The sequence below is a fragment of the Romboutsia lituseburensis genome, from assembly GCF_024723825.1.
Taxonomy (GTDB): Bacteria; Bacillota; Clostridia; order Peptostreptococcales; family Peptostreptococcaceae; genus Romboutsia_F; species Romboutsia_F lituseburensis_A.
The window spans coordinates 1,922,970-1,944,282 of sequence record NZ_JANQBQ010000001.1; the positions used below are offsets into that span (position 1 = coordinate 1,922,970).

A 21,313-nucleotide genomic window follows, 5' to 3' on the forward strand; every position below is an offset into this window, starting at 1 on the left:
ATATAACTTTAATAAAGTATAGGCAAATAAAATTAAATAAGGTTGCCAATTAAGGCAACCTTATTTAATTTTATATGTTTTTTTGTATTTCCTTCATTGGTATTTCTATTAATTTTTCTAAACCATTTATTTTTTCACCTGTAAATTCTAATAATGCATCTTTTTTTTCAATAATTAAATTTCCAACTTTATTAAAATCAACTTGCTCAAACATTTCCGTTACATTATTTCCTACTGAAGATACAGCTTCCCCTACTTTGTCCAATTTAACTGAACTTAATATGTCTTTATTATTATCAACTAAGTTGCTAACATTTTGAACTTGTTCTTCTATAAATGAATTAGCATGTAGCATTTTATCTATTTTAAATTTTTCTATAACTATAAGCCCAGCTGATATTAATATAACTGAGCCAAGTATAGTTCCTAACTTAATTTTCATAATATCTCCTCCAAAGTCTTAATATTATCTAGATTATATCATATTTTAAGATAATATACATGACGTTGAATATATTTAATATCTGTATTTTCTAATTAGTTCGTATATATACTAATATTATTACAATTTTATCAATATAGAATTTTTTGATGTCATCAACAAATCAACCTTTTTACTAAAAATAAAATAAGACTCCATAATTATGGAGTCTTACCCTATAGTGTATTAAAATTTTATTATCTTTCACACTCTTGGTTTGCAACTGTACAAGAAGTTTTACAAGCTGATTGGCAAGATGTTTGACATTCTCCACATCCACCTTTTGCAGCACTATTCTTTAAAGTAGCTTTAGATAAAGTTTTAATATGCTTTTTTTCCATTTCAACTACCTCCTACTTAAATTTTCCATATTGATTATATCACAAAAAATCAATATGGAAAACTTCTATTTAAAGTTTACACCTAAAACTCCACCTATACCTCCTGACAGAGATACTAGTAACACTTTATATAGCATGTCAATTTCGAAAGCAAATTGATCTTTAGCTAAAAATACTATTAATATAAGGCATACTATGTACATTAAACCAACTAAAAGTCCGTATATAAGACCTTTTTCTTTTATATGTTTAGAGGCATAAAATCCTCCAAAAGCTGATGATATTGTTGTTATAAATGATGAAGCCATCGCAATACTGCTTCCTGATACACTAGTAAATGTCAATATTAAATTATAAATTAATAGTGTTACTAAAGTTAATATGTATGCATATCCTAGCCCTTTTAGAATATGATTAGATTTTTCCATAAAAACACCTCCCCTTATACAATATATATTCAAGGGGAGGTATCTAAATTCCAAATTCTTATTCTGATTTTTTCTTTGGTTCAACAGTTCCTATAGCCCATTTTTCAAATGGAACTTTATTTCTGTTTGGACCTAATTCTAATACAACATGATCTTCTTCAACTTTTGCAACTGTAGCTATTATTCCACCTATAGTGCTAACTTTATCTCCAACTGATAAAGTCTCTCTCATTTCTTTTAATTGCTTTTCTTTTTTCTTTTGAGGTCTTATTAATAAGAAGTAGAATACAGCAAATACTGCTACCCACATTAATATTCCCATTATCATCTGTTGAGTTGATCCCATGGTTTTCACTCCTTCAAATTATAGTTTATGTATTACACTACGCTATAATCATTATATATTAAAACGATTATAATTAATAGTGTAAGTTGTCTAAATTATTGCTCTAATAAATATTATAAAGTTATTGATTGATTTATTCTATATATTTTGAAAAGGGACCTTAAATTAATTTATTTCTCTAATAAATTTTATTTTTATCAGTCCCTTTTATATTAAATATTACTTTGTGTACCCATAAGCTTTAAAGAACTCTTCTTTAAAATCTAATAACCTATCTTCCATTATAGCTTCTCTTACTTGCTTCATTAAGTTTAATAAGAAGTGTAAGTTATGTGTAGTTATAAGTCTTGATGCTAATATTTCATTAGCTTTTACTAAGTGTCTGATATATGCTCTAGAGTAATTTCTACAACAGTAGCAATCACAATTTGGATCTAATGGACCAAAATCTCTAGCATATGAAGCATTTCTGACTACAATTTTACCAACACTTGTCATAGCTGTACCATTTCTAGCTATACGAGTCGGAAGTACACAGTCAAACATATCTATTCCTCTTATAACACCTTCAAGTAAATCGTCAGGACTTCCTACTCCCATTAAATATCTTGGCTTATTTTCTGGCATTAAAGGCACTGTATAATCTAATACTTCATACATTAACTCCTTAGGCTCACCAACACTAAGTCCACCTACTGCATATCCAGGTAAATCTAATTCTAAGATTTCTTTAGCTGATTGCTCTCTTAAGTCTTTGTACATACCACCTTGTATTATACCAAATAATGCTTGTTTTTCAGTGTTTGTATGTGCTTCTTTGCATCTTTTTAACCATCTAGTAGTTCTTTCTAAAGAGTTTTTAACATATTCTCTATCTGCAGGATATGGAGCACATTCATCAAATGCCATCATTATATCTGATCCTAAAGCATTTTGTATTTCCATAGCTTTTTCTGGACTTATAAAATGTTTAGATCCATCTATATGAGATCTAAAATGTACACCTTCTTCAGTTATTTTTCTAAGTGGCCCTAGACTGAATACTTGGAAACCTCCACTATCTGTAAGTATTGGTTTATCCCAATTCATAAATTTATGAAGTCCGCCAGCTTCTTTAACTAAATCATGCCCCGGTCTCATATATAAGTGATACGTATTACTTAATATTATTTGAGAACCTATTTCCTTAAGTTCTTCTGGAGTCATTGACTTTACTGTTGCTTGAGTCCCAACAGGCATAAATATAGGAGTTTCTATAACTCCATGTGGAGTGTGTAATCTACCTAGTCTAGCTCCACTTTGTTTACATGTTTTTATAAGTTCATATCTTATTGCACTCATGTTTTGTCTCCTTGTTTTTAATGTTTTAATTTTTCTGCTTGTAGTTTTTTCTCTCTACAAGCTTCACATTCTTCACAACTTTGTCCTTCTTCGCATTCTTCATAATGAATGCTCGTGACATTAATATTGCTATTATCGTTACTTACTAAATATTTTCGTATTGCAAATATTCCAGCTATTGCTATTACTCCTATTAAAACATCCGCCATACCTTCGCTTTTTGGAAGCAATAACATTTTTCTTGCTATGGCATATAATAAAACTTCTATTAATGCACCAGGAAGATGAAGAGATAGCATAACAACCAACTCTACACCTATTACTAGCAGTAGTATTTGACCTAATAGGTCATTAAGCTGACTATATTGTACTGGAGTTTGAAACTCGACTATATAAGCTTTCCATATCATCCTTAGGACATCTATAGTCCCTAAAAATACAGCAATTAAAACTACCATTGCTAAAATAGATTCAAATATATACGCTATTCTTAATGATAAATTATTTTTATCTAAATTTTTCATTATTTCCCCCTATTTTATAATCATAGCATCTCCAAAACTGAAAAATCTGTATCTTTCTTGTACTGCAACATCATATGCATTAAGTGTACTTTCTTTTGAACAAAGGGCACTTACTAGCATTATTAATGTAGATTCAGGCAGATGGAAGTTAGTTATAAGTTTATCTACTACTTTAAACTTATATCCTGGATAAATAAATATATTTGTCCAACCACTACATTCATTTATAGATCCATCTTCATTGCTTGCTGATTCTACTGTTCTACAACTAGTAGTACCTACGCATATAACTTTATTTCCATTAGCTTTCGCTTTATTTATTTTTTCACTTGCTTCTTTATCAACCACATAATATTCTGAATGCATTTCATGGTTTAAAACATCGTCAACTTTAACTGGTCTAAAAGTACCTAAACCAACATGTAAAGTTACAAAGGCAATATCAACACCTTTTGCTTTTATTTGATTTAATAACTCTTCTGTAAAGTGTAACCCTGCAGTCGGTGCTGCTGCTGAACCATTATGTTTAGAATATACAGTTTGATATCTTTCTCTTTCTTCTAATCTCTCTGTTATATATGGAGGTAGAGGCATATTTCCTAATTCATCTAAAACTTCTTCAAATATTCCTTCATAATGGAACTTGATTATTCTAGACCCTTCTTCTGCTAATCCAACTACTTCTCCTATAAGCTTTCCATTACCAAATGAAAACTTAGTTCCTATTTTAGCTCTTTTACCTGGCTTAACTAATGCTTGCCAAGTATCTTCTTCTGTTCTTTTTAACAGTAAAAATTCTATCTTTCCTCCAGTATCTAGTTTCTCTCCGATCAATCTAGCTGGTATTACTCTAGTATTATTAAGAACTAAACAGTCTCCTGGATTTAAATAATTTATTACATCTTTGAAAATTTTATGCTCTATTTCTCCTGTTTCCTTGTCTAGTACCATTAATTTAGAACTAGATCTATCTTTTATAGGAACTTGAGCAATTAATTCTTCTGGTAGGTCAAAGTAAAAGTCACTCGTCTTCAATTTTCAACTTCCTTTCCAAAATTTTATACAGTTACCATGATAACAAAAAATAAGTGTTTTTTCTATACAAATATGCTTATTTACATACATAGTTAGAAACTCTTCTTATTTGAATATTATATAAAAACTGGACTTATCTATTTTATTTTATTACTTGCTTGGATACGGTATATTTAAATGTTCATATGCTAATGGCATAGCAATTCTACCTCTAGGTCCTCTGTTTATAAATCCTAATTGTAATAAATATGGTTCATAAACATCTTCTATAGTATTTCTATCTTCACCTATTGAAGCCGCTAGAGTATCTAATCCAACAGGACCACCTCTAAACTTTTCTATGATAGTCATTAATAATTTTTCATCTACATAGTCTAATCCTAAGTTGTCTACACCTAGAAGTTCTAAAGCCTTTTGTGCCACATCATCTGTTATATCTCCATCAGCTCTTACTTGTGCATAATCTCTGACTCTTTTTAACAATCTATTAGCTATCCTTGGTGTTCCTCTAGACCTTCTAGCAATCTCTGTAGCTCCACCTACTTCTATGTTTGCTCCTAGTATCTCTGCAGACCTGATTACTATTTGAGCTAGTTCATCAACTGTATAATAATCTAGCTTGCAAATCACTCCAAATCTATCTCTTAATGGATTTGTAAGCATACCAGCTCTAGTAGTTGCACCTATTAATGTAAACTTAGGTAAATCTAATCTTATACTTCTTGCTGAAGGTCCTTTACCTATTATTATATCCAAACAAAAATCTTCCATAGCTGGATATAAAACTTCTTCTACAGTTCTATTTATACGATGTATTTCATCTATAAATAAAACGTCATTTTCATTTAAATTAGTAAGTATTGCCGCCAGGTCTCCTGCTCTTTCAATAGCAGGCCCTGAAGTAATTCTTAAATTAACACCCATTTCATTAGCTATTATATTTGATAATGTTGTTTTACCAAGTCCTGGAGGACCGTATAAAAGGACATGATCTAATTGTTCATTCCTTGATTTCGCCGCTTCGATAAATATTTTTAATTGTTCTTTAGCTTTTTCTTGTCCTAAGTAATCATCTAGTGATTTAGGTCTTAGACTATTTTCTATATCAACATCTTCGTTTTTCATTGTAGATGTAATTATTCTATTTTCATCTTCAAAATCGAACATCTATGTTCCCCCTTCTATAAGTTTGCATTATTAATTTACCTTAAAGATTTACTCATTATATATGTTAAAGACTTCTTTATTATATCTTCTGTGTTTAATCCATCTTTTTTACACTTATCTACTGCCTCTTTAGCTTCTTGTGAAGAATAACCAAGTGCTAATAAAGCATCTACTGCTTCATCTTTCGATACAGCTATAGGAGCCTGTGTAAGCAGTGTAGGTTCAAATTCAATATTATTTTTATCTATTTTATCTTTTAATTCTAACACTATTCTTTCCGCTGTTTTTTTACCTACACCAGGTGCTTTAGATAACTTAACAATATCTTCACTTAATATGTAAGCACCTAACTGACCTGGAGTACCAAAAGATAAAATTCCTAAGCCTACCTTAGGACCTATTTTTGAAACAGAAGTTAGTAGTTCAAACATTTGCATTTCTTCTTTTGTAGAAAATCCACAAAGGCTCATATCATCTTCTCTAACAATTAACTTAGTATATATTTTTGCCATCTTTCCCATTTGTAAATCTTTAATTGTATTTGATGACGCATTTATTTTATATCCTATATTATTATTTTCTATTACTATACTATCTAAATATATTTCTTCAATAGTTCCTTTTATATAACTATACATATTTACCCCCTATATTTTTAAGAGTTTTCTCTAATTTATTAGCATGAGCATGACATATAGCTACAGCTAGTGCATCTGCTACGTCATCTGGTTTTGGTACTTGCTTTAAATTTAAAAATGATGTTACCATTTGTTGTACTTGAGCTTTTTGAGCTCTACCATAACCTACAACACCCTGCTTTACTTGAAGTGGAGTATACTCATAAACAGGTTTATCGTTATGTGCACATGCAAGCATTGTAACTCCTCTAGCTTGAGCTACTGTTATTGCTGTTTTTACATTTTTATTAAAGAACAGCTCTTCTATTCCGACTTCGTCCACATTGTATTTTTTTATTATAAGATCAATTCCTTTATAAACAAGTTCTAAGCGTTTTAAAATATCCATACCTGCAGGTGTCGTAACTGCACCATAGTCTATTACCCTAAACTTAGAATTCTTATACTCTATTATCCCAAACCCAACTATTGCTATTCCTGGGTCTATGCCTAATATTATCAATTTTATATTCCTCCTGTTAAAACTTTACCGTCCATATAAAACTTATGTTCTAATATATTATATCATAAGATTCTATATACAACAAAAAACAACCTCACCTAAGGGGTTGTTTTAATGTTATTAACTTCCAAACTCTTCTAATCTTGTATACGCTTCATCTTCTGAGTTTAGTATTATTCCTTTTTTAATCTCATCTTGAACTTTCTTAGGTAATGCACCTATACTTATATCTGTTTTCTCTACAAGCTCTTTTTTACCTTCTTTATCATATTTATATAATACTATAAATTCATCTTCTGTCTCTAAAGTGTATTTATTAAACTTAGCTGGATCTAATTTGGTGTCTGCATCATTTGATGACGATGATTCAGACAATATAATTTCATATTTACTTAAACTTTCCACATGTCTCTCTGGGTATTTTTCTTTTAAGTAATCTCTTATTTCTGTTTCACTTTTATTTAGTAACGCTTTATCTATAGTTCCTATCATAATAGGTGCTGTATCTGAATCACTCCCATCTCCATTTTTTTTATGCACCCAAACTTCACAATCCTTACTTAATTGAAATACTTCTTTACTTTCCTTTTCTACAGTTTTTTCAATTTTTTTGTCAGCATTAGCTATCTTATCTCCTGTATCTCTAGTTTTTACTCCTAAGTAAATTCCGCCACTTAAAACAACTACTCCTAGCAATATTAATGCTGGTGCTTTCCAATCAAATGGGTCTTTTCTTTCAAACATAAAAATACCTCCTTCTACATAGACTTTTATCCTTGATAAATTTTTTATAAAATTTAGGAATTTTTTAGTAATTTTTATATTTGGATTTTTATCCCATTTTACAAATTTTATACATATTATATGTTATCATTTAATTTTTTTATTTGGAGGTGATGTAATGAGTGCATATGTTAGATTAATATCCGATAGACTTGACTTCTTAGAGTTTAAACAAAATATACTTCTTTTAAAACAACCTCAACATAAAGCCTCTGTTTTTCATGAGTTAAAATTGGAAGATTTTTTAAAAATTAGAGACTTCTCTGCTGAAATAGAAGAAAAAATTTTATTAGGAAACAAGATAACCATATCAGATTATGAGAAGGAACTTTTTATAATCTGGCCACCTATAAAAATATATCCTTCAGCTTCAACTCTAGTTGCTAAAGCATTAATGAATGAAGAAAACTTTAATACTTTATTTAAATATTTTAATTGATTAATCGTATGCATTTATACTTTAATCCACTGAGAGAATTTATTCTCTCAGTTCTTATGTACATAGCTTATTTTTACAAAGTTTAAATTAATAATTAATTTTTTATAGTAAATATTGATATAAATTTTATTTTTTAGGAGATACTCCTTAAAGAACAAGATATTTGTTAGGAGGTATTTTTTATGTCAAGTATAAACTGTAATGTAATGAACTGTTCTCACAATGATAGTGGGACTTGTTACGCAAATAAAATTTCTATAAATGGTAAAAAATCTCGTACTAGTACTCATACTTGTTGTGGGTCATTTTTAGATGCTGCTAATTACAGCAATCTAACTAATAATACAGAAGGAAATGGACCATGTTCATTTGTTGGATGTAACGTTAAAACTTGTACTCATAATGCTGGTACTGTATGTGCGCTTAACAATATAGCTGTAACTTCTAGTGCCCCAAAAGCCAATCTTTATTCAGAGACATATTGTTCTAGCTTTAAGTGCAAATAGTATATCATTTACATATTTTTAATATTTAATAATGTAATAAAGAGCACCAAGTGTTTTACTTGATGCTCTTTAGAATGTTTAAAATTTAATAACAAACACTACAAGCAGATCTTTTACTTTCTTCAATCGTACCTGAGATAGGATTTTTCATACTTGAACAGGTTGGATCGCTATGATATTTTTTACCTTTAGCACTCCAATACACTTTATCAACATTAGCTATATCTTTTACTTTCTGCTTTTCACTTTCTGTATTTTCCTTACTAATACTCGGAGATACATTTGTTTCTTGAGTTACAACTTTTTCTTTGTTATAAGTAGTATTTTTATTATATTTATAATTCTTCCCTGAATTATAACTACCTTTTTTGCAATCTACTTTTAGTCCATTTCCTGTTGAAGTAAATATTATATCCTTACATTCATCACTTCTATGAACTTCTATAGATTTTTCTTTTAATAAATCCATTGTTTCTTTATGTGGGTGTCCATACTTATTATCTTCACCAACCAGTATAACTGCATATTCTGGATTTGTTTTTTCTATAAACTCTCTAGTCGAACTGCTATGAGAACCATGATGGCCTATTTTTATTAAATCAACATCTCCTGGGCTTAAATTTTTTTCAATATCTGCTTCTGCATCACCCATTAATAAAATTTTATCATTATCATTTGTATATGATAGGACTATAGAATTATTATTAGGGTCATCTGTATTCGCTACCGATAAAACCTTAAATAGTGAATTTCCTAATTTAAATTCACTATTTAATAATGGAACACTCGGTGATAATCCTTTATTAGCAGCAGCTTCTATGAAATCTCTATAACTTTTAGTTTCTACATCTCCATTACTTACATATAAATGATTAACTTTTATAGAATCTACTACTGCGTCTAATCCACCTATATGGTCTGCATGTGGATGCGTTGCAAATACATATTCTAATTCTTTTATACTCTGATTTTTAAGATAATTTACTACTCTTTTTTCATCATCGTTATCGCCACCATCTATCAAAGCTGCTTTATCATTTTTTATAATTAAAATAGCATCTGAATTTCCCGTATCTATAAAATGTATTTGTGCATCATCACTTTTATTTATTGATACATTACGATTTGATGAGTTACTTGAATTACTATCTACAGACTGGCATCCAGTTTGCAAATAACCAAGTGCTATTATTAGCATTATACATAATATATTTTTTAATTTATTGTTCATAGTTTTTTTATAAAGGGTCTTTTCCTCTTTAATGTCCTTTCTCATTAATTTAATATCTTAAGCGTAAAAAATACTGCCTAAAATATAAATCTTAAGACTTATATTTAAAGGCAGCATCTAAGTAAATTATTCGTTTATTTCCCAGTTATGGAAGATATTTTGAACATCATCATCATCTTCAAGCATATCTACTAGTTTATTCATATTCTTTAATTGAGCTTCATCAGTTAATTCGGCAGTTGTTTGAGGGATTAATTTTACATCCGCAGATATAAACTCATATCCTTTAGCTTGTAATGCATCTCTAACTGCACTAAAATCTTCTGGTGTAGTTACTACTTCATATCCATCTTCTTCAGTTATGAAATCTTCCGCTCCTGCTTCTAAAGCTACGTCCATTAATTCTTCTTCTGAAACTTCATCATTAGCCTCTATTAATATTTGTCCTTTATTATCGAACATGAATGATACACATCCACTAGTACCTAGGTTACCACCATTTTTATCGAAGTAGTATCTTACATTTCCAGCAGTTCTATTTTTATTATCAGTTAAAGTTTCAACTATAACTGCAACTCCTCCTGGTCCATATCCTTCATAAACTATAGTTTCGTAATTTTCGTTAGCTCCAGCTCCAGCTCCTTTTGCTATAGCTCTGTCTATGTTGTCATTTGGCATATTATCAGCTTTAGCTTTTTCTATTGCTGTCTTTAAGTTTGCATTGTAATCTGGGTTTCCTCCACCCTCTTTAGCTGCAACTGCTATTGCTCTAGCATGTTTAGTAAATATTTTTGCTCTTTTTGCGTCTTGTTTACCTTTTTTATTGATTATATTTCCTATACGTCCCATAATTCCACTCCTTAATACGTATAATTAGTATATATATTACTTGAGGGTAAACATTTAAAGTATGTACCCATTTGTTTAGTATATATTTAGTAATTTTATTATCACTCGTAAATTTTAGCACAAATAATTAAATTAGTAAATTAGAACTTAGGCGGTTTTGGCGCTATATGTCTTTTATGTTCACTTATTCTATGTAATCTTTCTATAATTTCCTTATCTTTTTGAGGCACTTCGTCTAATCTTCCTTCAACTACTGCATCTATCATATCATAAGTTGTACCCATTTCAATTTCATCAGTTTGGCCTTCCCAAAGTCCTGCTGATGGAGATTTATTTATAACATCTGCGTGTACCCCTAATGCCTTTGCCCATTCATATACATCTCTCTTTGTAAGATTAGCTAGAGGTACTAAATCAACGCCTCCATCTCCATATTTAGTAAAATATCCTGTATGTATTTCAGCTGCATTATCAGTTCCTACTACTAAGTATCCTAAATTATTAGCTACAGTATACACAGTACTCATTCTAACTCTAGCTCTTAAATTTGCATCTGTCATTCTTAAATATTCTTCTTTATATAAGTTCTTTTCTTTTAATTTATCAGTTACTGTATTTAGTACTAAATTTTGAGCTTCTGTTAGATCTAAATCTAAGTATTCTATATCACATCCATTTATAACTTTTAAAGCATCCTCTCTGTCATTTGGATTACTTTTTATACTCATTATTACTCCCATAGAATCTTGAGGAAATGCTTTTTTTATAAGATACGCAACTACTGCTGAATCTATCCCTCCAGATACACCTACTACTAACCCCTTACAATTTGCTTCTTTAACTTTTTCTCTTAGCCAATCAACTGTCTTATCTATTTTCACATTTATATCTATCATATTTTACTCCTCTCTGATTTTACATTTTTTGTATAAATGTATTATATCATATATTTTATACTTCTATAATCTAGGTTTATTTTACCTTTATTTTAAGTATCTAACCTTTATTTTATATAACTTATTTTCATATAAATTTTATTTAAGTTAAGGTAAAAATAATAATATTTGGTTTTATAAATATAATTTGCTATTTAGGTAAAAAATATAATCAGTAGGTGATTAATGTGGAAAATAATAAATTTGGATTTAGCTTAAAAAACACCTTTATTGGCTTATTTACAGGTTTTATTAATGGTGTATTTGGTTCTGGAGGTGGAACTCTTCTAGTTCCAATTTTAAATAATATTGTAAAAGTAGAAGAACATAAATCTCATGCTACTGCTCTCGCTATAATAATATTTTTGACTAGTGCAAGTTCCGTAGTGTATATATCTAAAGGTACTTATGATATAGGAATTACATTTAAAGTAGCGGTCGGAAGTATCATCGGTGGTATTATCGGCGCTAAAATTTTATGTAAAGTTACTGGTAAGTTTTTAAGAATTTCTTTTGGTTTAATTATGATTATTGCTGCGTTAAGGATGGTGTTTTAATGTTATTTGCTATAATTGGTTTTTTTGCTGGGATAATTGGAGGTATGGGAATGGGTGGGGGTACTATTTTAATTCCTGCTCTAATTCTATTTGCAGGAATCGACCCTAAGATAGCTCAAAGTATTAACTTAATATCGTCTATTCCGATGACTATAATAGCACTTATTATACATATAAAAAATAAAAATGTAGTTTTAAAATTAGTAATTCCAATAGCATTATTTGGAGTTTTAAGTGCTCTTTGCGGATCATTCGTTGCTAACTACTTACCTCCTCAAATTTTAAAAAGAGTATTTGGGCTATTTTTACTAGTCGTTGGCCTTATAGAAGTAAAAAAGGGATTTAGTTCGCCTAAAAATAAAAATTGCCCTAAATAAATTTACTATTATAAAAAGTCGCTTCGCTCCTGTCATCAACGACTTCGTCAGTTGCTAAAAATGGTTAGATAAATTTTTAGCTAGCCATTTTAAAAGCAGACGAAGTAGCTGATGTCATTAAGGATAACGTCCAAAAATTTACTTAATCTAAACGAATCTTTATTAATATATCATATCTATTAAATAATTATTTTTCCATCCTGCTCTGATAAATAAAATTCTTCACCTAAAACAATTTCAGCTGTAGCACTTGTCACATCTATCATTTTTGATGTTAAATCATCTACTTCATTAATTCTTGAATATACTATTATTTCTACATTTTCTTCATAAATAGTATCTTTCACAAAATACCCCATATTCATTATTTCATTTTGTATTTTTCCAAGCTGATTATAATCTATCTTTATTTTAACTTCTTGGTACATTACTTTTTCAATTATTTTAGCTGCCTCTAATCCTACTTTTGCTCCTTTAGTATATGTTCTAACTAATCCCCCTGCACCTAATTTTATACCACCAAAGTATCTAGTTACTACAACTACTACATCTCTTAAATCTTCTTTTTTTATAACTTCTAATGTAGGTATACCAGCTGTTCCTTGTGGTTCACCATCATCACTATACCTTTGTATATTCATATTTTTTCCAACTGTATAAGCCCATACATTATGTGTTGCATCTTTATGTTTTTTCTTTATTTCATTTATAAATTCGACTGCTTCTTCTTCTGTTTTTATAGGTTTTGCATAACCTATAAATGTTGATTTTTCTATTATAATTTCATCCGAACCAAAATCATGTAGTGTCTTATATGTACTCATTTTTTCCTCCTAGTATTTCTCTTTAGCTTATTTCTACAATTTATTTTTAATTTAATTTTAATTTAATTTTGTTATTTTATTAAATATATTTATGTTATTAATTATATACTTTATTATATCCAATATAACTATATAAATCAAAAAGAAAGGGCTAAGCCCTTTCCTATTTATCTTCTATTAATTTCTTATACTGTAGCATTACCTTCAACTATTTGCTTTTTTAAGTCTTTATACTTTTTATATGATATATCCACTAATGACTTTTCTTTGCTATGAGTTAACATATCTAATGCCTCTTTCACTTTATAAAATCCACCTTCAGTGAGGTCATTATTTAGTATATATTCTGTAGTTTCTGTTTCCATAATATACCACATTACAGCATTACATATTTCTTGTTGTCTACTTCTTGAGAAAAATTCATACATAGTATCACCAGCTGTTTCTATAACAGTAGCATCTACTCCTGTTTCTTCCTTAACTCTTAGAACTGCACTTTCATGCTGAAGTTCATCTTCAATAATCTTACCTTTAGGAAGTGTCCATTCCCCTCTGTCATTTTTTACTATAAGTACCTTATTTGCATAAAACACTACTCCACCTGCACAACGTCTTACTATCATATTAAATTCCCTCCTAGTAACTAAATTCTTTTTTTTATGTTAACTTCTGGAGATAAACCATAGGTAAAAGTTTATTTTGTTAATTATATGTTATCTATAAAACCTTTATGTTAGATTTTAATTCTTTGATTTTTCTAAAATATCAATAGCTTCTTCATAAGCTCTTAATACATAATCTTTTTCAAATTGTTTCTTACTTTTTAACTGTCTTAACATCTTTAAACTATTAGTATTACCTATTTTTGCAAGAGCCTTAGCACAATATTGTCTAGTCTGTGCGTTGGTGTCATAAAGTCCTCGTTGTAGATATTCTCTACTTTTAGGCGATTCAATTTTTCTTAGTGCTGAATAAGTTATTCTTCTTACATCTGAATGTCTATGTCCTGTTAATGGATGTAGTAGTTGTAAAAATCTATCATCCTTAAGTTCACCAGTTGCCCAGATTAAAATCATTAAGTCTTCAGCATTTCTTTCGGTAAGCATTCTTTTATAAAGTTTTCTCTTAAAATCTACCATCCTTTCTGCATTTAAACTATTCATAAAATCCAGTCTTTCTGATTTATTAAGACCTAGGAATTTATCAATAGTATCTTTAGCAAGTTCAACCTTGTCTTTAAGCATAGCTTTTATTTCAAGTTTTGCTCTTATTAGTTGATCATTGATTTCAGAAGTTGACAAATTTCTAATTTTACTAATTTGAGATACTGTTTTTGATTCTTTATATAGAAGATAAGTTATGTAATAATCTTCTAAGTTGTCTATATTATCCCAACTTATATTCATATTATTACCTACTTTTCTAATATATAGTCTTTATATATATTATAATCTTCTTCCATTAAATTCACATCAAGAGTTATTCCATTTTCCCCATATTCAAAGTTTTCAACATTATACTTTTCTTTCATCTTACTGAATATATCACCTTTATCATAAGGTAATAATAAAGTTACATTATATGTATTTTCCATTAATGCATCTTCTATAATACCTAGTAATTTATCCATATTTATGCCCTTTTTAGCTGATATATAAATTACATCATCATGATTTTTAGGGTATATGTCTAATTCTAGTCTATCTATTTTGTTGTAAACAAGTATTGTTGGTTTAGCATCAGCACCTAACTCTTTTAATACACTTTCAGTAGTCTTTTTTTGTAATTCATAACTAGAATTCGTAGCATCAATTACATGTAATATTAAATCTGCATATTGCACTTCTTCTAGTGTAGCTTTAAATGCTTCTACTAAATCATGGGGAAGTTTACTTACAAATCCAACAGTATCTACTACTAAGAATTCTTTTTTACTTGGTAAAAGAGCTTTTCTTAGAGTTACATCTAATGTTGCAAAAAGCATATCTTTTGCTAATACTTCTTTATCTTGTTCATAATCTTTGTGCGTTTTTATTAGTTCATTTAATAAGGTAGATTTACCTGCATTTGTGTATCCAACTAATGCAACTATTGGTATATTTGATTTTAGACGCTGAGCCCTTTGAGTTTCTCTAGTCTTTTTAACCTCTCTAAGTTCACGTCTAATATCTGCCGCTTTATTAAGTATATTTCTCTTATCTAATTCAAGCTTTTGTTCTCCTGGTCCTCTAGCACCTATACCAGCACCAGTTTTACTAAGCTCTCCACCCATTCCTGTAAGTCTAGGTAATCTATATTTTAATTGAGCTAGCTCAACTTGAAGCTTTCCTTCTTTGCTAAGGGCTCTTTGAGCAAATATATCTAGTATTAATGTTGTTCTATCTATAACTTTAATACCCACTACTTGTTCTATATTTCTTATATGTGCTCCTGATAATTCATCATTAAAAACTACCATTGTAGCTTCTAATGAATCACAATATGCTTTTATTTCTTCAACTTTCCCTTTTCCTACGTAAAATGCAGCATCTCTGCTTTGTTTATTTTGAATTAAACTTCCTACAACTTCAGCACCTGCTGCTTTTGCCAACTCTTTAAGTTCTTCCATTGATTCATTTATGTCTATATCATCAATTTTTCTTGCTGTAGAAGTTATATTAAGTCCTACAAGCAACGCTTTTTCTTTTTTTTCTTCCATCTTAACACCTCATTTTAATACTTATGTAAAATTTTTGTGTACTTTTTATACCTTTATTACTATTTTTTTTATTATACCATTAATGTAAATATTTAGTATAATTATATTAGTTCTATAAAATTAGGAGGTTTTAATATGAGTGAAAATTATAAGTTTTTCAACCATAAAAATTGTGAGTACTTCCCTTGTCATAAAACTAATAAACCAGAAGAATTTAACTGTTTATTTTGCTATTGTCCATTATATGCTTTAGGTAAAAACTGCGGTGGAAATTTTAAATATAGTGAAAAAGGTATTAAAGATTGTTCTAATTGTTTATTACCTCATAATAAAAACAACTATGACTATATTATGAGTAAATTCCAAGATATTATTAAAATAACTTCTAAGGAAGATTAAGGGATAATATTTTTTTATGAATTGTTATTTTAAATATTGAAGTTAAAATCAAAAGGAGAGCTTGTTACTGCACTCCTTTTTTTCTTAATAATCTATATATTATATAAATTAGCATGCTAGATAATAGTATTAGAGTTAATATCATTAGTCCAGCATGAAAGAAAAATATTTCTGGAAGTATAGTTATAACTGGATCCATTTTAGGATCAAAAATCCAATAATCATTGTCAAACATTAATTTATGAAACATTGTAAAGCTATATTGAAAATTTATTATAATCGGTAATGATAGTATCACCGGTATACTAATTAATGAAATAGATGTTGTCTTTAGAAACGAAATTTTTTTATTTTTTATATTTATAATTATTCCAATCAATGAAATAACCAATGTTACATTAAAAATTTTATTTATATTTTGAAATATATCTCTTACTTCTTCAAAATGTATTTTCCCTTGTTGTGATGATGGTATTGTAGGCATTTTGAATTCTTTCTTATCTTTACTTAAATTATAGTCGATTAAATAATCATAATTCAATCTAATTTCATCTTCAGTTAAACCACTTAGTTTTGGTATATCTAATTTAGATATATCATAGTAATAAACTTCTTTAAACCCCACAGTAAATTTTATTACCCCAGTTATTATTAATATGCTAAAGCATACCGAAAATATTATATTTAAAATTTTTTTCATATGTTAAATACCCCTAAATTTGAATTTTGAATTTAACCACCTTAATATGTACTATTTATCTATTTTTTTATATTATGCACAGTATGTTTTTTTATTTAATAATGATATTGATTAATATTTTAACAGCGTAAATATAGTTAATCTCCCTGAAAATATCAGATTTACAGGGAGATTAAAATTTATGATTTATACTATTTTAGTAGTGAAATCTTCTATATTCCACACATCATTAACTATATCCATATAGAATTCAGGTTCATGGCATACTAATAAAACAGTTCCTTTGAACTCTTTTATAGCCTTTTTTAATTCATCCTTTGCTTCTACATCTAAATGGTTTGTCGGCTCATCTAGAACTAGTAAGTTTATATTTTTTAGCATTATTTTACAAATTCTAACTTTAGCAGCTTCTCCACCACTTAAAACTCTCATTTGGCTTGTTATATGTTCATTTGTCAAGCCACACTTAGCAAGGTTTTGTCTTACTTCAAAATTACTAAGACCAGGGAATTCTGCCCATACTTCATCCATAGGAGTGTTGTAATTATCTCTTGAGCTTTCTTGTTCAAAGTAACCAACATCTAAATAGTCCCCTAATTTAACATTTCCTTCAAAAGGCTTTGCTATTCCTAATAAAGTCTTAAGTAATGTTGATTTTCCTATTCCATTCATCCCTTTTAATGCTATCTTTTGATTTCTTTCTAGTGTAAAGTTAAGTGGCTTAGTTAATGCTTCATCATATCCTAAAACTAAATTTTCAGTTTCAAATACGAATCTACTCGATGCTCTAGATTCCTTAAATTCAAATGTAGGCTTTATTTTTTCCTTTGGTCTTTCTAAGATTTCCATTTTATCTAAAATCTTTTGTCTACTGTTTGCCATACCACGAGTAGCAACTCTTGCTTTATTTCTAGCAACGAAATCTTCTAATTTTTTTCTTTCTTCAACTTGCTTTTCATATGCATTTTCTTCTTGACGTTTCTTTATTTCATTAAGTCTAACAAACTCATCATAGTTACCTTTGTATCTATTTAATTCTCCATTTTCCATATGATATATTACATTACATGTATCATTTATGAAAGGTATATCATGAGATACTAATATAAAGCTGTTTTCATATTCTTGAAGATATCTTGTTAACCAAACTATATGTTCTTCATCTAAATAGTTTGTCGGCTCATCTAATATTAATATAGTAGGATTTTCAAGTAGTAACTTTGTTAAAAGCACTTTCGTTCTTTGACCTCCACTTAGGTCAGTAACATCTTTATCTAATCCTATTTCACCTAAACCTAATCCATTGGCAACTTCTTGTATTTTAGCATCTATCATATAGAAACCACTATTTTCTAAAATAGTTTGTATTTCTGCCGTTTCTTCTAGAAGCTTTGTCATTTCTTCATCACTAGCTTCTCCCATTTTATCATACATACCGATCATTTCTTGTTCTAAATCAAACATATTTTTGAATGCATCTCTTAATATATCTCTTATCGTTTTACCTTTTGTTAATACTGTATGCTGATCTAAGTAACCTACAGTCGCCCTAGATGACCATTTTATATCACCTGCATCTGGCATAAGTTTTTTAGTTATTATATTTAAAAAAGTCGATTTACCTTCTCCGTTAGCTCCAACTAGTGATATATGTTCACCTTTTCTTAGTCTAAATGAAACATTTTCTAGTATAGTTCTTGCTCCGAAACCATGACTTACATTTTCAACTACTAGCATTTTTCCACCTCTTTATTATTTTTTGTCTACATATTCTATACTATAATATATTCTTTTTTGACTTAAATCAAGTATTCTACCTAATAAACACAAGCTTAATACTAGAAGATTTTCATATTAGTTAATCAAATTTATTGATCATTGAGATTTTATACTTTTTAAATTTGATTACATAAAAATAGAATTAAACAAATCTATGTATATTTTAATACTCTCTCTGTCTAATTCTATTAATATGTTCATAAATCCAAATTGTATATATCTTAACTTTACATATATATTAAATCTTTAAAAAACATAATCATACACCCTGCTGTAGATTTTTGAGATAAGGTCAATGATTTAACAGCAATTAAATAAAACCTCGTATTTATATCATTTATATTCTTATACATATAATCTACATTTAGAGCATGCATTGAATTATGATCTGCATATGCCTCTATGCTATCCAAGATTAATGGAATATCGCTTGATTTAAATCGTTTTATTTTCTTATAATTTTCTTTTACATACACCTCAAACTGCCTATGATTATCTAATAATCTACCTTTAGCATGTTGAGGTATAGTTAAATCCTGTATTATATGGCATGCAGCTCCAAAGAAAAACATGCTTTTTGAAAAGTTATCTTCTTTAAAATACTTCAAGGCTTTATTATAATAATTAACAGCTACTGTCATGGCATTTTCCTCATAACCATATTTTCCTTTACCTTCTATTGGATTATAAAAATGATGATATGATTTAAAATCTTGATCTGCCCAAACTAGTCCTTGATTCATTTGTGTTAAATATTCTTTAAAAAATCTATATTCATCTTTATAACCAGAATTTTTTAACATATCTAAAGCATTGTTTTGTATAAATAAATGAACTTCACATGTCGTATTTATTATGCTTTTTTTAATTGGATTTACCACCTTAAAAGTTCCTCTTAAGGCTGATGCATATGCACTTTCTATTTTTTTCTTCATTGTCATCACCTAATTTTTTTGTCTTAGATATTCTTCAACTCCATCTGCAACACTTTGCATTAGTTTTCTTTGATAATCTGGATTAGACATCATCTGATCCTCATTATAATTACTTAAAAATCCCATTTCAACTAAAACTACAGGTACTTGTGACCAGTTAAATCCTGTTAAGTCATTACGTTCAAATATCCCATTTACCGATATACCTGCATTAGTCATTTGATTTTTTACTAATTTAGCGCATTGACTACTAGAGCCATATATATTAGATGTATATTTACTTTCCTTAGCTGGTATTAATATCGATGCTCCCGTTTTGCCTGAATTATCTAAACTATCTGCATGAATTCTTATAACCATATCAGCCTTTTTATCATTAGCCAGCCTTGCTCTTTCTGCATTACTTATATTAACGTTATGAGTTTCCCTAGTCATCATAACATCATAACCCTTACCTTCTAGTATATGTTTTAATACTGTAGATGCTTCTAAATTTAACACATATTCTGGGGTTTTTGTTGCTACACCTGTTGCTCCAGATGATACTCTCGCTTTAGTTTGAGACGATCCGGGAGCTATAGGCTCTGGATTAGGGTCTCCCTTTTCTTGATGACCCGGGTCTATACATATTAGAAATTTTTTTTCATTTGTTTTATTATTCTGATTTTTATCATCTTTTTGCTGTATACCTTTGCTAATTAAATTTGTACTTTTATAAAGATTACTAATCGGATTGGATGTTCCTATAATGATAATGCCTATAGCAATTATAGTTGTTACCAATAATCTGTATTTTTTCATAGTGTATACCCCTTTCATAATAAAAATTTCAGTTCATACCAACTAATTAATACGTAGATCAAAATATTATTTTTTACAATTTTCTAACTTCAGCTATTATCTCTATTCATAGCTTGTTTACATGAGTTTGTATAATATAAATTTTTAATTTATAAAAAATAAATACTCATAATATTATTTCCAAAATTTATATTTTTATTTAATTTTATTCTTTAGTTTTTATTTGACAAGTAATACATATATATTTATATAGGAGGTATTATATATATGGGTTGCGATAGTAATAATACAAATTCTAAAAAACAGCCAGTTTTATGTAAATTTGGTTATGTCGATTATATAGTTCTTGCTTCAACTATAGCTATAGCTCTAGCAGAGGATTTTGATAATACTGATTTAAATATATTGGCTACTTTTTTTGCTGTATTGTCTGATGAATTAGCATTAATATCTTCTGTAAAACAATGTCCTTCTTCTGAAGATGGTGATACAACTGAAGAAGTTTTCGTTCCTCCAGTTCCAGATGTCGCTGTAACTTCATCTAAATATAGAGCAAATTTAAAAAATAATAACCCTAAAAAAAGAACTGTCATAAAAAAAATTAAAAGAAAAAAAATCAAAAAAAAAATTAACACTTAATTATCACTATAATTAAGTGTTTTACTTTTATTATTTAAATTTACATAGTTTCCATTTT

28 protein-coding genes are annotated in these 21,313 nt (G+C 28.6%); 6 read left to right on the forward strand and 22 right to left on the reverse strand.

The features are described from left to right. Nucleotides 1–70: 70 nt before the first annotated feature. From NWE74_RS09255 to NWE74_RS09305, 11 genes are all read right to left on the reverse strand, one after another. Nucleotides 71–442, reverse strand: a complete 372-nt coding sequence (locus tag NWE74_RS09255) for a hypothetical protein (protein ID WP_258242911.1) — start codon at nucleotides 440–442, stop codon at nucleotides 71–73. A gap of 236 nt (nucleotides 443–678) precedes the next feature. Next, the gene (gene scfA, locus NWE74_RS09260) at nucleotides 679–822 is read right to left on the reverse strand and encodes a six-cysteine ranthipeptide SCIFF (protein WP_092726719.1); all 144 of its coding nucleotides are present in this window, start codon (nucleotides 820–822) and stop codon (nucleotides 679–681) included. A 65-nt stretch (nucleotides 823–887) separates the two neighbouring features. Next, nucleotides 888–1,250 carry a TIGR04086 family membrane protein gene (locus tag NWE74_RS09265; RefSeq protein WP_092726716.1) on the reverse strand — a complete coding sequence of 121 codons (363 nt, stop codon included), beginning with the start codon at nucleotides 1,248–1,250 and terminating at the stop codon, nucleotides 888–890. Between the two features lie 58 nt (nucleotides 1,251–1,308). Next, nucleotides 1,309–1,596, reverse strand: coding sequence for a preprotein translocase subunit YajC (yajC, locus tag NWE74_RS09270; RefSeq protein WP_258242912.1), 288 nt, complete (start codon nucleotides 1,594–1,596; stop codon nucleotides 1,309–1,311). A 219-nt stretch (nucleotides 1,597–1,815) separates the two neighbouring features. Continuing rightward, a complete protein-coding gene (tgt, locus tag NWE74_RS09275) occupies nucleotides 1,816–2,937 on the reverse strand; it encodes a tRNA guanosine(34) transglycosylase Tgt (RefSeq protein WP_092726713.1) in 1,122 nt (373 codons plus the stop codon). Between the two features lie 17 nt (nucleotides 2,938–2,954). Continuing rightward, the gene (locus NWE74_RS09280; protein WP_258242913.1) at nucleotides 2,955–3,461 is read right to left on the reverse strand and encodes a phosphate-starvation-inducible PsiE family protein; all 507 of its coding nucleotides are present in this window, start codon (nucleotides 3,459–3,461) and stop codon (nucleotides 2,955–2,957) included. Between the two features lie 9 nt (nucleotides 3,462–3,470). Next, entirely contained in the window at nucleotides 3,471–4,496 is a 1,026-nt protein-coding gene (queA, locus tag NWE74_RS09285; RefSeq protein WP_258242914.1) for a tRNA preQ1(34) S-adenosylmethionine ribosyltransferase-isomerase QueA, read from the reverse strand. A gap of 150 nt (nucleotides 4,497–4,646) precedes the next feature. Further along, entirely contained in the window at nucleotides 4,647–5,663 is a 1,017-nt protein-coding gene (gene ruvB, locus NWE74_RS09290; protein WP_258242915.1) for a Holliday junction branch migration DNA helicase RuvB, read from the reverse strand. Nucleotides 5,664–5,698: 35 nt separating this feature from the next. Then, nucleotides 5,699–6,301, reverse strand: coding sequence for a Holliday junction branch migration protein RuvA (gene ruvA / locus NWE74_RS09295; RefSeq protein ID WP_258242916.1), 603 nt, complete (start codon nucleotides 6,299–6,301; stop codon nucleotides 5,699–5,701). Beyond that, nucleotides 6,294–6,803 carry a crossover junction endodeoxyribonuclease RuvC gene (gene ruvC / locus NWE74_RS09300; protein WP_092726707.1) on the reverse strand — a complete coding sequence of 170 codons (510 nt, stop codon included), beginning with the start codon at nucleotides 6,801–6,803 and terminating at the stop codon, nucleotides 6,294–6,296. The genes ruvA and ruvC overlap by 8 nt, the downstream gene beginning before the upstream one ends. 120 nt (nucleotides 6,804–6,923) lie before the next feature. Continuing rightward, nucleotides 6,924–7,547: a hypothetical protein gene (locus NWE74_RS09305; RefSeq protein WP_258242917.1), complete on the reverse strand. Its 624-nt coding sequence runs from the start codon at nucleotides 7,545–7,547 to the stop codon at nucleotides 6,924–6,926. 157 nt (nucleotides 7,548–7,704) lie between these two features. Between NWE74_RS09305 and NWE74_RS09310 the strand changes: the two genes are divergently transcribed. After that, nucleotides 7,705–8,025 (forward strand): hypothetical protein, encoded by a 321-nt coding sequence (locus NWE74_RS09310; RefSeq protein ID WP_258242918.1) that lies wholly within the window; start codon nucleotides 7,705–7,707, stop codon nucleotides 8,023–8,025. 182 nt (nucleotides 8,026–8,207) lie between these two features. Next, nucleotides 8,208–8,531, forward strand: coding sequence for a DUF1540 domain-containing protein (locus tag NWE74_RS09315; protein WP_258242919.1), 324 nt, complete (start codon nucleotides 8,208–8,210; stop codon nucleotides 8,529–8,531). Between the two features lie 85 nt (nucleotides 8,532–8,616). Here the strand turns inward: NWE74_RS09315 and NWE74_RS09320 are convergent, their stop codons facing one another. From NWE74_RS09320 to nadE, 3 genes are all read right to left on the reverse strand, one after another. Beyond that, nucleotides 8,617–9,807: a ComEC/Rec2 family competence protein gene (locus NWE74_RS09320; RefSeq protein WP_258242920.1), complete on the reverse strand. Its 1,191-nt coding sequence runs from the start codon at nucleotides 9,805–9,807 to the stop codon at nucleotides 8,617–8,619. An 81-nt stretch (nucleotides 9,808–9,888) separates the two neighbouring features. Next, entirely contained in the window at nucleotides 9,889–10,611 is a 723-nt protein-coding gene (locus NWE74_RS09325; RefSeq protein WP_092726701.1) for a YebC/PmpR family DNA-binding transcriptional regulator, read from the reverse strand. 140 nt (nucleotides 10,612–10,751) lie between these two features. Further along, a complete protein-coding gene (gene nadE / locus NWE74_RS09330; protein WP_258242921.1) occupies nucleotides 10,752–11,507 on the reverse strand; it encodes an NAD(+) synthase in 756 nt (251 codons plus the stop codon). A 227-nt stretch (nucleotides 11,508–11,734) separates the two neighbouring features. Here nadE and NWE74_RS09335 point away from each other — a divergent pair, with 227 nt between their 5' ends. Further along, nucleotides 11,735–12,103, forward strand: a complete 369-nt coding sequence (locus NWE74_RS09335; RefSeq protein ID WP_258242922.1) for a sulfite exporter TauE/SafE family protein — start codon at nucleotides 11,735–11,737, stop codon at nucleotides 12,101–12,103. Further along, on the forward strand, nucleotides 12,103–12,480 hold the full coding sequence (locus NWE74_RS09340) for a sulfite exporter TauE/SafE family protein (protein ID WP_258242923.1): 378 nt from the start codon (nucleotides 12,103–12,105) through the stop codon (nucleotides 12,478–12,480). The genes NWE74_RS09335 and NWE74_RS09340 overlap by 1 nt, the downstream gene beginning before the upstream one ends. A gap of 179 nt (nucleotides 12,481–12,659) precedes the next feature. Here NWE74_RS09340 and NWE74_RS09345 read toward each other — a convergent pair whose 3' ends face one another. From NWE74_RS09345 to hflX, 4 genes are all read right to left on the reverse strand, one after another. Next, the gene (locus NWE74_RS09345; RefSeq protein ID WP_258242924.1) at nucleotides 12,660–13,304 is read right to left on the reverse strand and encodes a YigZ family protein; all 645 of its coding nucleotides are present in this window, start codon (nucleotides 13,302–13,304) and stop codon (nucleotides 12,660–12,662) included. A 185-nt stretch (nucleotides 13,305–13,489) separates the two neighbouring features. Beyond that, a complete protein-coding gene (locus tag NWE74_RS09350; protein ID WP_258242925.1) occupies nucleotides 13,490–13,927 on the reverse strand; it encodes an NUDIX hydrolase in 438 nt (145 codons plus the stop codon). A gap of 117 nt (nucleotides 13,928–14,044) precedes the next feature. After that, on the reverse strand, nucleotides 14,045–14,710 hold the full coding sequence (locus tag NWE74_RS09355; protein ID WP_258242926.1) for a HEAT repeat domain-containing protein: 666 nt from the start codon (nucleotides 14,708–14,710) through the stop codon (nucleotides 14,045–14,047). An 8-nt stretch (nucleotides 14,711–14,718) separates the two neighbouring features. After that, nucleotides 14,719–16,002, reverse strand: coding sequence for a GTPase HflX (gene hflX, locus NWE74_RS09360; RefSeq protein WP_258242927.1), 1,284 nt, complete (start codon nucleotides 16,000–16,002; stop codon nucleotides 14,719–14,721). Between the two features lie 135 nt (nucleotides 16,003–16,137). Here hflX and NWE74_RS09365 point away from each other — a divergent pair, with 135 nt between their 5' ends. Then, on the forward strand, nucleotides 16,138–16,401 hold the full coding sequence (locus NWE74_RS09365) for a cysteine-rich small domain-containing protein (protein ID WP_258242928.1): 264 nt from the start codon (nucleotides 16,138–16,140) through the stop codon (nucleotides 16,399–16,401). A 64-nt stretch (nucleotides 16,402–16,465) separates the two neighbouring features. On the opposite strand, the gene NWE74_RS09370 is transcribed toward NWE74_RS09365, so the two are convergent. From NWE74_RS09370 to NWE74_RS09385, 4 genes are all read right to left on the reverse strand, one after another. Beyond that, nucleotides 16,466–17,101: a TIGR01906 family membrane protein gene (locus tag NWE74_RS09370; protein ID WP_258242929.1), complete on the reverse strand. Its 636-nt coding sequence runs from the start codon at nucleotides 17,099–17,101 to the stop codon at nucleotides 16,466–16,468. 186 nt (nucleotides 17,102–17,287) lie between these two features. Next, nucleotides 17,288–18,838, reverse strand: a complete 1,551-nt coding sequence (locus NWE74_RS09375; protein WP_258242930.1) for an ABC-F family ATP-binding cassette domain-containing protein — start codon at nucleotides 18,836–18,838, stop codon at nucleotides 17,288–17,290. Nucleotides 18,839–19,107: 269 nt separating this feature from the next. Next, on the reverse strand, nucleotides 19,108–19,815 hold the full coding sequence (locus NWE74_RS09380) for a zinc dependent phospholipase C family protein (protein ID WP_258242931.1): 708 nt from the start codon (nucleotides 19,813–19,815) through the stop codon (nucleotides 19,108–19,110). Nucleotides 19,816–19,824: 9 nt separating this feature from the next. Next, nucleotides 19,825–20,616, reverse strand: a complete 792-nt coding sequence (locus tag NWE74_RS09385; protein ID WP_258242932.1) for an N-acetylmuramoyl-L-alanine amidase — start codon at nucleotides 20,614–20,616, stop codon at nucleotides 19,825–19,827. A 267-nt stretch (nucleotides 20,617–20,883) separates the two neighbouring features. On the opposite strand from NWE74_RS09385, the gene NWE74_RS09390 reads away from it, so the two are divergent. Beyond that, nucleotides 20,884–21,255, forward strand: coding sequence for a hypothetical protein (locus tag NWE74_RS09390; RefSeq protein ID WP_258242933.1), 372 nt, complete (start codon nucleotides 20,884–20,886; stop codon nucleotides 21,253–21,255). Nucleotides 21,256–21,313 lie beyond the last annotated feature (58 nt).